At 55.1% G+C, this 13,202-nt stretch carries 10 protein-coding genes and 1 pseudogene; 8 read left to right on the top strand and 3 right to left on the bottom strand.

Going from position 1 to position 13,202, the window contains the following annotated elements:
- Nucleotides 1-57: 57 nt before the first annotated feature.
- Nucleotides 58-1,095 carry an NADP-dependent oxidoreductase gene (locus ABLV08_RS02305; protein ID WP_032711726.1) on the top strand — a complete coding sequence of 346 codons (1,038 nt, stop codon included), beginning with the start codon at nucleotides 58-60 and terminating at the stop codon, nucleotides 1,093-1,095.
- Between the two features lie 150 nt (nucleotides 1,096-1,245).
- Nucleotides 1,246-1,539 (top strand): DUF406 domain-containing protein, encoded by a 294-nt coding sequence (locus ABLV08_RS02300; protein ID WP_015705548.1) that lies wholly within the window; start codon nucleotides 1,246-1,248, stop codon nucleotides 1,537-1,539.
- 72 nt (nucleotides 1,540-1,611) lie between these two features.
- On the opposite strand, the gene pqqU is transcribed toward ABLV08_RS02300, so the two are convergent.
- Nucleotides 1,612-3,723, bottom strand: coding sequence for a TonB-dependent receptor PqqU (gene pqqU / locus ABLV08_RS02295; protein ID WP_325923181.1), 2,112 nt, complete (start codon nucleotides 3,721-3,723; stop codon nucleotides 1,612-1,614).
- A gap of 264 nt (nucleotides 3,724-3,987) precedes the next feature.
- On the opposite strand from pqqU, the gene ABLV08_RS02290 reads away from it, so the two are divergent.
- A complete protein-coding gene (locus ABLV08_RS02290; protein WP_348855499.1) occupies nucleotides 3,988-5,049 on the top strand; it encodes a YncE family protein in 1,062 nt (353 codons plus the stop codon).
- 139 nt (nucleotides 5,050-5,188) lie between these two features.
- On the top strand, nucleotides 5,189-5,410 hold the full coding sequence (locus ABLV08_RS02285; RefSeq protein ID WP_015366425.1) for a YgdI/YgdR family lipoprotein: 222 nt from the start codon (nucleotides 5,189-5,191) through the stop codon (nucleotides 5,408-5,410).
- A gap of 51 nt (nucleotides 5,411-5,461) precedes the next feature.
- Here ABLV08_RS02285 and ansP read toward each other — a convergent pair whose 3' ends face one another.
- Complete coding sequence (ansP, locus tag ABLV08_RS02280; protein ID WP_149270913.1) at nucleotides 5,462-6,919, bottom strand: L-asparagine permease; 1,458 nt, start codon at nucleotides 6,917-6,919, stop codon at nucleotides 5,462-5,464.
- Nucleotides 6,920-7,106: 187 nt separating this feature from the next.
- Nucleotides 7,107-7,994 carry a LysR family transcriptional regulator gene (locus ABLV08_RS02275; RefSeq protein ID WP_015366427.1) on the bottom strand — a complete coding sequence of 296 codons (888 nt, stop codon included), beginning with the start codon at nucleotides 7,992-7,994 and terminating at the stop codon, nucleotides 7,107-7,109.
- A 137-nt stretch (nucleotides 7,995-8,131) separates the two neighbouring features.
- Between ABLV08_RS02275 and ABLV08_RS02270 the strand changes: the two genes are divergently transcribed.
- The 4 genes and pseudogenes from ABLV08_RS02270 (at nucleotide 8,132) to ABLV08_RS02255 (ending at nucleotide 13,191) form a co-directional block, all read left to right on the top strand.
- Nucleotides 8,132-8,692, top strand: a complete 561-nt coding sequence (locus ABLV08_RS02270) for an adenylate kinase (protein ID WP_320896814.1) — start codon at nucleotides 8,132-8,134, stop codon at nucleotides 8,690-8,692.
- 91 nt (nucleotides 8,693-8,783) lie between these two features.
- Nucleotides 8,784-9,785, top strand: coding sequence for an MsnO8 family LLM class oxidoreductase (locus tag ABLV08_RS02265; protein ID WP_348855497.1), 1,002 nt, complete (start codon nucleotides 8,784-8,786; stop codon nucleotides 9,783-9,785).
- Nucleotides 9,782-10,903, top strand: coding sequence for an amidohydrolase (locus ABLV08_RS02260; protein ID WP_015366430.1), 1,122 nt, complete (start codon nucleotides 9,782-9,784; stop codon nucleotides 10,901-10,903). The genes ABLV08_RS02265 and ABLV08_RS02260 overlap by 4 nt, the downstream gene beginning before the upstream one ends.
- 24 nt (nucleotides 10,904-10,927) lie before the next feature.
- Nucleotides 10,928-13,191, top strand: a pseudogene (locus tag ABLV08_RS02255) (NtaA/DmoA family FMN-dependent monooxygenase).
- Nucleotides 13,192-13,202: the final 11 nt, after the last annotated feature.

Here is a 13,202-nt window from a genome sequence, read left to right as displayed (position 1 = left end):
CGCGTTAAGCATAAAACGGCTAGCCTCAGTACAGGCCGTTAACAAGAGGAGTTTGCTATGACCGCTATTCCACAACGCCATCACCGCTGGGTATTGGCTTCACGCCCGCACGGTGAACCTACCGCCGAAAATTTCAGACTGGAAGAGGGTGACCTCCCGACGCCGGGGGCGAATCAGATCCTGCTGCGGACTATTTATTTGTCGCTCGACCCTTATATGCGCGGACGGATGAGCGATGCGCCTTCTTATTCGCCGCCGGTGGACATTGGCGCGGTGATGGTCGGGGGGACGGTAAGCCGCGTGGTGAGCACTAATCACCCTGATTTTAAACCCGGTGAGTGGGTGCTTGGCTATAGCGGCTGGCAGGATTATGCGCTTTCCGATGGTAGCGATCTGGTTAAGCTCGGCGACAATCCTGAGCACCCCTCCTGGGCGCTTGGGGTGCTAGGTATGCCGGGATTTACCGCTTATATGGGGCTGCTGGATATCGGCCAGCCGAAAGCGGGGGAAACGCTGGTGGTGGCGGCGGCAACCGGCCCGGTGGGGGCAACCGTCGGGCAGATCGGCAAACTTAAGGGTTGCCGTACCGTCGGCATTGCCGGCGGCGTCGAGAAGTGTCGATACGCCGTTGAGGTTTTAGGTTTCGATGCCTGTCTTGATCACCGCGCTGCGGATTTCAGCCAACAGCTGGCGCAGGCCTGCCCACAGGGCATCGATGTCTACTATGAAAACGTCGGCGGTAAAGTCTTTGATGCGGTCCTGCCGTTGTTGAATACCGCTGCGCGGGTTCCCGTGTGCGGACTGGTTAGCGGCTATAACGCCACCGCGCTGCCGGATGGCCCGGATCGGCTGCCGCTGCTGATGGCGACGATCCTTAAAAAACGTATTCGTATGCAGGGTTTTATCATCGGCCAGGATTACGGGCATCGCATCGCGGAGTTCCAGCAGCAAATGGGGCGCTGGGTGCAAGAAGGTAAAATCAAATACCGCGAGCAGCAGATTGATGGCCTGGCGCAGGCGCCGCAGGCGCTGATTGGCCTGCTGAAGGGAGAAAACTTCGGCAAAGTGGTGATTAACGTCGCAGCGGAGGAGTAACGTTACCGCCTTATCTAACGCCCCCGAAGACGCGTGCGGGGGCAGTTTCGTCGCCTCTAAGCAAAAAAATGACTAATCCATACTTTTATTAATGGTTTGCTTTTCCGTGAGCGGCTTTTTATCCTTAAGGAAACTTAAGAGGTTAATGCGATGAAAGATGTAGTTGATAAATGCAGTACCAAAGGCTGCGCCATTGATGTTGGCACCATTATTGATAACGAAGACTGCGTTTACCGGGTCGAGAAACTTTTCCCTACTCGTGAAGAAGCGGAGTCTGCGGTAGCGGCCATTCGCGAACGCGCCGTTGCCGCCGCCAGCGAAACGCCGAGCGTGGATTACACGATTGAGCCGGTGGGTAATGAGGCGAAACTGGACGCGGCGGTGAATTTCTCCTGCCAGGCGGAAAAAATTATTTTCGAATTGTCCTTAAGAAGCGCGTTCTAACAGAATGTGGCGCAATAAAAAGGGATCCCAATTGGGATCCCTTTTTTTATCATTACTCATTGGGTGGCGTCATCATTCGAAACGCCAGGCGAGATTCATACCGATGCCGAAGTTACGGCCCGGCGCCGGTTCGTAATAACGACCATTGGATTCATTAACAATCACCGAGCCAACGTAGGTGCGATCGAACAGGTTATCGACGCGGCCGAATAGATCCATATCCATTTTCCCGTAGCTCCACTTATAGCCGGTGGTCAGGCCTACCACGGTCCACGATGGCGCTTTGGCGGTGTTGGCGTCGTTGGCCATAATGTCGCCCATATAACGGATATCGCTACCCGCGTACCAGCCCTGTTCCGGTTGGTAGCCGAAAGAGGCATAGCCCATATTGCGGGCAATACCCGGAATACGATTGCCGTTGCAGTCTGAGGAGCCGCAAACGTTCGTGCGATAGGTGGCGTCGAGCCAGGTCCATGCTGCTTTTAATTTCCAGCTGTCGCCAAACTGCTGGTCGAGGCCAAGTTCCATTCCCTGACGACGGGTTTTACCGGCGTTTTTATAGCTAGTGCGGCCGCCTGCGCTATCATCAGCAACAATCTCATTATCGGTATCGGTCTGGAATAAAGCTGCGGTAAGCAGGCCATTTGCAACACGCAATTTACTACCGATCTCAACGGTGTCGTTGGTCGCTGGTTTCAACCCGAGATTCAGCCCGGCAATATTCTTTGAGCGATAGGAAAGTTCAGTAATCGTTGGAGTCTCAAAACCGCGGCCAGCAGAAAGATAAACGTTCCACGCTTCAGTGACGGCATATTTCAAAGAACCCGCCGGTAACCATTTATGGTAACTGGTACTGTCACTACTGTCGGGATTATCTTCGGTAACGTAATGATCGTTGGAGTCAAACCATACGGAGCTGTAGCGGACGCCAGCATCGAATGTGAGCTTGTCAGTTAATTGCCACTGGGTTTGCAGATAAGGATCCACATTCCACATCAAATTTCGTTCATTACGACGTAAATTGCCTTTTTCTCCTAACTGCACACCGTCGTTTGTCACGACAAAATTCTCGTATCCTTTACGTTGCTCGCTCATATTTTCGTAATTAAGACCGGTCGTAAAGGTGACGGGAACCAGCAATTCGCCGCGGTGGGTCCAGCGGGTATCGATACCCTGGTAATGACGGGTGAGATCGATGACTCCGCCGGAATTTGAGGGGTTGTCCTGAGCTTCGACACGGATTGACTGATACTGGGTAGTTTCGCGCTCGCCGGCATACATCATCACGCTGAGATCGTCCTGCTGGCTAAGCTGGCGCTCATAGCGTAAACCGGCCTGGGTTTGTTTCACCGTTTTTCGCGTGTTGTATTGATCGCCGCGCGGCGACTGCTGAGGATTATTACGCCATTCATCATATGTCAATCCGCCCGGATCGTTTGCTTTGATATCTACGCTATTGAACAGCAGCGTTAATTTACTGACGTCGTTTATACGCACGCCTAATTTGGCGTTGGCGAGATTTTTACGCGCCCCGCTATGGTCGCGTGAACCGTGGGTAGTAAAACGGTTGGTCGACACCGTGTAGTCGACATCACCTGCCTGGGTGCCGTCGCCGACGGCGCCGGTGGCCTTCAGTCCGTAATGCCAGGTGCCGAAGCTGCCGTAGTAGCTGCTGGCCTCGATGGTCGGCGGCTGGCTGCCAGTTTGGGTATTGACGTTAATGACGCCGCCGGAAGAGTTGCCATAGAGCGCGGAAAAAGGTCCGCGTAACACCTCGAGGCTATCGATACTGCCGATATCGATATTCGACGTCTGGCCCTGGCCATCGGGCATGGTGGCCGGGATACCGTCAACGTATAGCCGCAGGCCGCGGACGCCGTAGGTGGAGCGGGAACCAAAACCACGAATCGACAGCTGCAAATCCTGAGCATAGTTTTGCCGGTTTTGTACCTGCAAACCGGGTACCGCGCCGAGCGATTCCGAGAGGTTAATTCGCGGGGCGGCCTGACGCATATCATCGCCGTTCACTACGCTGACGGCGGCAGGGGTATCCAGTTCGGAAATCGCGGTAGGCGTCGCCGTAACGACCATGGTTTGTTCGTCGTTCGTGCTGGCGTGCACGTTGGCGACGAGAGGGAGTAATAAAGCGGGGAGCGCGACCGTGCGCATGGCAATAATCTTCATCAAAGCGACTCGCAAAGAGAAACGTACCAAATGGAACATATGTATATATGTTACACCGTTTGTAAATTCTTTGAAAAGAATTAACTAACCGGTCGTTAACTAATAGCAAGTAAAGGTGATTCTTTTCATCAAAAAAGCCAATTAACGCTCCACATTACGATAAATAATGATTACTATTCTCATTTACAAAACGAGTGAAGGTAAACTTCACGCTGTGGAAGCCATCTCTAACCAGTAATTAATTGTTCTATAAAGGGAATCGTTATGTCATTACGTCAGTTATCCGCGCCGCGTCTGCGTCGTTCTCTGTTAGTAACGTCGTTACTGTTGGCAGGCAGCTTCAGCGCCCACGCCGCCGAGGAGCTCTTGCGTAAAGCGGTCGGTAAAGGCGCGTACGAAATGGCGTATAGCCAGCAGGAAAATGCGCTGTGGGTTGCCACCTCGCAAAGCCGCTCGCTGGATAAAGGCGGTATCGTCTATCGTCTGGATCCGACTACGCTCGACATCACCCAGGTTATTCATAACGACCTTAAACCGTTCGGCGCCACCATCAATAACACCACCCAGACGTTGTGGTTTGGCAACACCGTTGATAGCAGCGTGACCGCAATAGATGCCAAAACCAGCGCGGTGAAAGGGCGACTGGTGCTCGATGACCGTAAACGTAGTGATACCGTGCGCCCGCTGCAGCCGCGTGAGCTGGTGGTGAATGAGAAAACCAATACCGTATATATCTCCGGTCTGGGTAAAGAGAGCGTCATTTGGGTGGTGGATGGCGACAAGCTGACGCTGAAAGATACCATTGCCAATACCGGCGCGATGGCCACCGGACTGGCAATCGATGCTGACGCTAAACGTCTTTACACCACCAATGCCGATGGCGAACTACTGACTATCGATACCGATAGCAATAAGATCCTCTCGCGCAAGAAGCTGCAGGACGATGGTAAGGAGCATTTCTACCTGAACCTGAGCCTGGATACAGCCGGTCACCGTGCTTTCATTACCGACAGCAAGCAGCCGGAAGTGCTGGTGGTGGATATTCGTGACGGCAAAGTGCTGCAAAAAATCGCCGCGCCGGAATCCCTGGCGGTACTGTTTAACCCAGCCCGCAACGAAGTCTACGTCACCCATCGCAAAGCGGGTGAAGTCAGCGTGATTGATGCTAAGACCTATAAGGTCGTTAAAACCTTTAAAACGCCGACTTTCCCGAATAGCCTGGCGCTGTCCGCCGATGGAAAAACGCTGTTTGTTAGCGTGAAGCAGGAGTCAACTCGTCAGAAAGAGGCCACCGCGCCGGACGACGTTATCCGCATTGCCCTGTAATCTTTCAAGGAGGGGGAGCCCCTCCTTACTCCGGGTCTCATCCTCTGTTACAAACCGCTATTAGCCTGATTACTATAAAGGTTATACACTTACTTTTTCCCGCGCGCGGCGGGAGAGTGGTAATCATTCTGGAGAAATTATGAAAAAGCCATATATGGTGATCTGTGCGGCGGCAATGCTGGCGCTTCTGGCTGGCTGCAGCTCTAATTACGTCATGACGACAAAAAGCGGGCAAACTATCGTGACCCACGGTAAACCGCAGTTGGATAAAGAAACCGGCATGACCAGCTATATCGATGAGTCTGGCAACAAACGCGAAATCAACAGCAGCGACGTTGCTCAACTGGTGGAAGATAATTAATTTTGCGGTGACGGTTTGCCCGCTGAGGGGCAAACCGTTATGGAGAGGCGCTTAGCGTTTTTCAACGCCCGGCGCCGTGCTGTGAACATCAGCCACGCGTTTACGTACGCCGAACCAGCCAGCGATCAGCAGCACCGCCAGCAGCGGAATGGAACCGATGGTATAGGTGCCGTTCGGGTAGTCAAAAGCCATCAACACCAGAACGCTCAGCAAGAACAACAGCGTTAGCCATGAAGTAAATGGCGCGCCCGGCATTTTAAAGCTTACATCCGCCGCTTTTCCTTCCTTGATAGCCTTACGCAGACGCATCTGGCAGATCACGATAAAGCCCCATGAGGCGATAATCCCCAATGATGCGACGTTAAGTACGATCTCAAATACCTGCGACGGTACCAGATAGTTGAGGAAGACCCCCACCACGTAGACCGCCAGCGTCGCGAGGATCCCGGCGTAAGGGACGTGATGACGGCTCATCTTTGACATAAACTTCGGCGCTGAGCCACCCATCGACATCGAACGCAGAATTCGCCCGGTGCAGTACAGGCCTGAGTTCAGGCTGGAGAGGGCGGCAGTTAACACGACGATGTTCATCACGCTGCCGATGTACGGTACGCCGAGCTTCGAGAAGAAGGTGACAAACGGGCTTTGCCCTGCCTGATAGGCGTTCCACGGCAGCAGCAGCACCAACAGCACCACGGAACCGACGTAGAACAAGCCGATACGCCAGATCACGCTGTTAATCGCTTTCGGTACCATGGTTTCCGGGTCTTTACATTCGCCTGCCGCGGTACCCACCAACTCGATGGAAGCGAAGGCGAAGACGACGCCCTGAATCAGTACCAGAGCCGGCAACAAACCGTGCGGGAAGAAACCGCCGTTGTCGGTAATCAGATGGAAGCCGGTGGCATTGCCATCCAGCGGTTTGCCGGTACCGAGGAAAATCGTGCCGACAACCAGGAACGCGACGATAGCCAGTACTTTCACCAACGCGAACCAGAACTCCATCTCAGCGAACCATTTCACGCCGATCATATTCATGGTGCCGACGATCGCCAGCGCGCCAAGGGCGAAGACCCACTGCGGAACATCGCCGAAAGCGCCCCAATAGTGCATATACAAGGCGACAGCGGTGATATCGACGATACCGGTCATTGCCCAGTTGACGAAATACATCCAGCCGGCGACGTAGGCGGCTTTTTCACCGAGAAATTCGCGAGCGTAAGAGACGAAACTACCGCTGGAGGGGCGATGGAGAACCAGTTCGCCGAGGGCGCGAAGGATGAAGAAGGAGAAGATACCGCAAACCAGATAAACCAGCGCCAGCGCCGGGCCTGCCATTTGTAAACGCGCCCCGGCGCCGAGAAACAGACCGGTCCCGATGGCGCCGCCAATGGCGATCATCTGTACCTGACGGTTGCCCATTGCTTTGTGGTAACCCGATTCGTGCGAGTTGAGCCAGTGGCGTTTCGCGGCATGATGTTCCGCCGCGTCAGTGTGTTTGTTATTCATTGATGTACCCATTTTCCTGTCAATGTCCATGAGTGGTTGTCGTATCGCGCAGCGGCGATACATCGTGCTGGCTTTCTCACTATTCTGTCGTAGAGATAAATCATGCACGGCGCTGCATCCTACACGTAACGTGATAGTGACGCACGTAAAACATTTCACAACAGCACTTACTTAAATATCAATGAGTTCAATGACGCAACGCGTCGACGAGTAGCGCAAACGCAGCGGTATGCTGACGACGGCTGGGATAATACAGATGATAACCAGGGAAGGTGGGTGTCCAGGCATCGAGTACCCGTACTAAACGACCGGCAACCAGCGCCTCCTCGACGCAATCATCCGGCACATAGGCCAGGCCGAGACCAGATTCAGCGGCATCAATGCGTTGCGGTAAGCTATTCAGCGTCAGTTGACCCTCTACATAAACCTGAAAGCCTTTACCGTCATCGGTGAATTCCCAGGCGTAAATCCCGCCGCGGGTTGGTAGCCGCATATTAATACAGCGGTGCTGATCCAGTTGATAAGGCGTCTGCGGGGTGCCGTAGCGTTGTAGATAGTCGGGCGAGCCCACGACGACCATGCGCATGTCTGGGGCGATGCGTACCGCAATCATATCCTTTGCCACCTGATCGCCGAGACGAACGCCGGCGTCAAAACGGCCATCGACGATATCGGCCAGGCCGTTATCGACGGTAATTTCGATATTGATATCCGGATAACGCAACATAAATGGCTTTAATGCCGGCCACAACACCGCGCTGACGGCGTGTTCACCGGCATTAAGGCGAATATTACCCGCCGGAAGGGCGCGGCTATCCCTCAAGGCGCCGAGCTCGCGTTCAATTTCCGTGAGATGCGGACGTAAATTCTGGAACAATTTTTCACCCGCTTCGGTGGGGGCGACGCTGCGGGTGGTACGGGTCAGCAGACGAACATCAAGCCGGGCTTCGAGGTTGCGCATCGCATGGCTCAGCGCAGATTGCGATACCCCAAGTTGGGCAGCAGCGCGGGTGAAACTGCGTTCGCGGGCGACTACCATAAACGACAGGAGATCGTTGAAGTTATCCTTTAACATGCTGTTACCGTATTTAATTTAGCGAATTCAGGCAGGAAATTGAGTCTAAACGCGGTAGACGGCTTTCGCCACAAGGATCTACGCAGCTGAAGAGAGTATATGCTGACTATCGGGAGAAAAAGGGGCTTGAAATCATCATGAAAATCAATGTGGTAGGCACTAGCGGCGTAGGGAAGTCGACACTTGCGCAACGCCTGGCGGCAGCGCTTTCTTTGCCCTACATCGAACTGGATAGGCTCTACTGGCGGCCAGAGTGGGAGGGGGCGCCGGATGAAGAGTTTTTCGCCAGCATCGCGCAGGCAACGGCCTCTGCTGGCTGGGTTCTTGATGGCAACTATAATCGCAGTCGCGCAGTCAAATGGCGTGATATTGATCTGGTGGTATGGGTAGATTATAGCTTTGTTCGCACACTATATCAGGCCATTCACCGTGCGCTGAGTCGCGCCTGGCACCAGCAGGAGCTATGGCCGGGTACCGGTAATCGCGAAACCTTTCGTCGCACCTTCTGCAATCGTGATTCGATAATTTTGTGGACCATGAAAACGTGGCGCTCTAATCGTCAGCGCTATTTAGCGGATATGCATTCTGCGCAGTATGGTCATATCCGTTTCGTCCGTTTACGTAATCAGCGACAAACAGAGCGCTTTATTGCTGAAATTGTCCATCAGCAGGCAATGGCTGGCAGGGTGCATATCTAATTTCCGGCAGAGTACATGTGAATAAATTGTTTCTCAGTACGCGCTGCAGATTCTAATAATGCAGGCATGTTAATTAAAACGAGCCTGCGAAATGTCTTATCGAATCAGTATCCTGGATAAAAGCCCCCTTGCTCCCGATGAAACGGCCGCTCAGGCGCTGGCGCGTACGTTAACGCTTGCGCAACAGGCAGAACGCTGGGGATATCATCGTTTCTGGATTGCCGAGCATCACAACGCGGAACAGCTGGCGAGCCCGTCGCCGGAGCTATTGATTGCCTGGATCCTCGGGCAAACCCGGCAGATCCGCGTCGGCTCCGGCGGCGTGATGCTGCAGCACTATAGCCCCTACAAAGTCGCCGAGAATTTTAATCTGCTGGCAAGCCTTGCCCCAGGGCGTGTCGATCTCGGCGTTGGCAAAGCGCCAGGCGGTTTGCCGCTTGCCACTCGCGCATTACAGCAGGGCATTCATCAGCACGAAAAGGGCAGTTTTGCCGAGCAGCTTACCCAGCTTGATAACTGGCTAACGTTGACCGAAAGCCAGGGCGAGGAGAGCCTGCGCGCGACCCCCATTCCACCGCGCCGTGCGGACGGTTTCCTGCTCGGCGCCAGCGTCGACAGCGCCCGTCTGGCGGCCAGTCTGGACTGGAACTTTGTTTTTGCCGCGCATCTCAATGGCGATAAAAACTTGTTGCAGGAGGTGCTGACGAACTGGCGCGAATTGAGCCGCCGCGAGGTGATCGTGGCCGTACAGGTTATCGTTGCGCAAGACGCCGCCAGCGCGGCCGATCTGGCGAAGCAGGTAGAGGTCTGGGGCGTCGAGCTGGCAAACGGTCAGCGGGTGACGGTAGGCAGTGAATCTCAAGCGGCGGCTTTTGCCCGTCAGGCCGGTAGCCCGCCGACGCGCATCGAGCGCCGCGAGTCCTCGCTGTTGTTCGGTACCGCAGAAGAGGTTAAAGCACAACTCGATGCCCTTCAGGCGCAGTGGGGCATTGATGAGTTTATTATTGATACCCCTATTGCCGAAGGGCGTGCGCGGCTGGCGTCGTTGGGATTGCTGGCGCAGGCGCATCTTGGCGCGGAGGTAACGCCATGAATTTCGAACAACAGTTGATTAGCTGGCGGCGCGAACTGCATCAGAACCCGGAACTCTCATTACAGGAAGTGGCAACCACCGCGCGTATCCGCGACTGGTTGCAAAGCGGCGGCCTGCCGTTACTGCCTTACGAGTTAACCACCGGCGCAGTGACGGAAGTGGGCAGCGGCGATAAAATCATCGCCCTGCGCGCCGATATTGACGCGCTACCGATAGAAGAGGCCACCGGACTGCCGTACCGCTCGCAAAATCCCGGCGTCATGCATGCCTGCGGTCACGATATACATACCAGCGTGATGCTTGGCGCGGCGTTGCTGTTAAAGGAACGAGAAGCGCAACTGCCGGGGCGGGTGCGGATCCTGTTCCAGCCAGCGGAAGAGAGTTTCGGCGGCGCAAAAACGTTGATCCGCGCCGGGGCGCTTGACGGCGTATCGGCAATCTTCGGCATGCACAATGAGCCCAATTTACCCGTTGGCGAGTTTGCCACCCGCGGCGGCCCGTTTTATGCCAACGTCGATCGCTTCGTATTCAAAGTGACCGGCAAGGGGGCGCATGCCGCCCGGCCGCATGAAGGCAAAGATGCCATCCTGCTAGCGAGCCAACTGGTGACGCTGCTACAGAGCGTCGCCAGCCGCGAAGTGAATACCCTGGATTCGGTGGTGCTCAGCGTGACGCGGATCCAGGGGGGAAATACCTGGAACGTCTTGCCGGAAAGCGTAGAGCTCGAGGGAACGCTGCGCACCCACAGTAGCGAGGTGCAGCAGCGGGTTAAGGCGAGAGTCAGCGAAATCGCCGCCGGCTTCGCCAGCGCCTTCGGCGCGCAAATCGATGTCTTCTGGTACGCCGGGCCAACGGCGCTGGTCAACGATGAACAATGGGCGGCGTTCGCCAGCGCGGCGGCCGACCGCTTCGGCTACCGCACGCATCACGCCGATTTGCATCTGGGCGGCGAAGACTTTGCCGTCTATCTGCAGCATATTCCGGGTGCTTTCGTCAGCATAGGGAGCGCCAGTGAATTCGGCCTGCATCATCCGGCCTTTAATCCGGATGAAAACGTCATTGCCCCAGCCGCGCGCTATTTCGCGGATCTGGCGGAACAGGCATTACACCATATTTAATTTTTGACAGGGTAAGGGGTCACTATGTCTGAAAAACGGCAATTACGTCTGGGGACGATTTTACATGGCGCCTCTGGAAATATGTCCGCCTGGCGTCATCCGGCGGCGCTGGCGGATGCCAGTATTAATTTTGAATTTGTGAAAGAAACGGCGCAAAAAGCCGAGCAGGGGAAACTCGATTTTATTTTTGTCGCCGACGGGTTATATATTAACGAAAAATCCATCCCGCACTTTTTAAATCGTTTTGAGCCGTTAACGGTATTATCAACGCTGGCGGCGGTGACCGATCGTCTGGGGCTGGTCGGCACGCTCTCCACCTCCTATAGCGAACCGTTCACGACCGCGCGACAGTTCGCCAGCCTTGACCATTTAAGCCACGGGCGCGCTGGCTGGAACGTGGTGACGTCGCCGCTGGAAGGCTCGGCGAAAAACTTCTCCCGCGCCCAGCATCCCGATCATGCGCTGCGCTATCGCATCGCCGACGAATATCTTCATGTGGTTAAAGGATTATGGGATTCCTGGGAAGACGGCGCTTTTGTGCGTAATAAAGAGAGCGGTCAGTTTTTTGATAAAAATAAACTGCATACGCTTAATCATCATGGCGATTTCTTTAAAGTCGCTGGTCCTTTGAATATTGCCCGCACGCCGCAGGGACGGCCCATTATTTTCCAGGCCGGCGCCTCCGATGACGGCAAAAAATTAGCCGCTCGCCACGCCGATGCCATTTTTACCCACCAGGAATCGTTAGCCGAGGCGCAGGTGTTTTATCAGGATGTCAAAAGCCAACTGGCTGCCTATCAGCGCAGTGCGGATCAACTGCATATTTTCCAGGGCGTCAGCGTAATCGTCGGTGACGACGCGGAGGATGCGGAGCGTCAATACCAGACCACGGCGGCGCTGGTCTCGATCGACGACGCGTTGAATTACCTGGGTCGTTACTTCGAGCATCATGATTTTGCGCAATATCCGCTGGATGAACCCTTCCCGGATATTGGCGACCTTGGGCAAAACAGCTTCCGCAGCACCACCGATGAGATTAAACGCAATGCCCGTGAACGGGGATTAACCCTGCGCCAGGTGGCGCTGGAGGCCGCCAGCCCGCGCCCGCGCTTCTCCGGCACGGCCAGCGACGTCGCCGACGGCTTACAGCTGTGGTTCGAACAACGCGCCGCCGATGGCTTCATTATTCAGGGCGGCACGCCGGAAACCTTCCCGCGTTTCGTTGATGAAGTGGTGCCATTGCTGCAGGCGCGCGGATTGTTCCGCCGCGACTATCCAGGCACCACGCTGCGGGAAAGCCTGGGGCTGGATCTGCCCATTAACCAATTCGAAAAATAATAAAAGAGAACCGCGCTATGCAGAAATCAACGCTATTGCTGGCCTTCGCGTTGGCAATTAGCGCCCCGTCGTGGGCGCAGGACGTCAATATCAATGGCACCGGAGTTAGCCTGGAAGCCAATAAAACCCCGATTCATAAGGCAAAAAATCCGCAGGCAATTGCGCTGTTGCCGAAAGATCTGCACCTGGCGGTGCCGGGGAAATTTACCGTCGCGGTTGCGGCGCTAAACTCGCCGCCGCTGACGGTGTTTTCTGATGATAACAAAACGTTGCTCGGTAGCGAGGCGGATATTGCGCGTCTGGTGGCTGACAGCCTCGGCCTCGAAGTCAACGTTGTTCCGACCTCGTGGGAAGACTGGCCGCTTGGCGTCGCCTCCGGCAAATATGATGCCGCGATCAGCAATATTACCGTCACCAAAGAGCGCAAAGAGAAGTTCGATTTCGCCACTTATCGTAAAGATTCGCTGGGTTTTTACGTTAAAAGCACCAGCCCACTGAACAAGATCGACAAAGCGGAAGATATTGCCGGGCTGAAGATTATCGTCGGCTCCGGCACCAATCAGGAGGCAATCTTACTCGCATGGAATGCGGAAAACGTTAAGCGCGGGCTTAAAGCGTTTATACCGGTCTACACCAAGGATGACGCCGCGCAGACGCTGGCTCTGCAAACTGGCCGCGCCGATGCTTACTTTGGCCCTAACGTCATTGGCGCCTGGAAAGCGGCGCTAACCGGCAAAACTAAGCTGGTGGGGAGCGTGGACGGCGGCTGGCCGAAGGCGGCGCATATCGCGGTGACGCTGAAGAAAGGCAGCGGGCTGGTCAATGCCGTCCAGGCGGCGCTGAATGGCGCTATCGCCAGCGGCGATTATGCCAAAGTGCTCAATCGTTGGGGCGAAGGCGTGGAGAGCATTCCACAATCGGAAATTAACCCCGCCGGGCTGGGCGATTAACAGGAGGCGCT

This window comes from Klebsiella sp. CN_Kp088 (assembly GCF_040064335.1).
Lineage (GTDB): Bacteria > Pseudomonadota > Gammaproteobacteria > Enterobacterales > Enterobacteriaceae > Klebsiella > Klebsiella aerogenes.
This window is presented reverse-complemented; position numbering and strand designations above follow the sequence as displayed.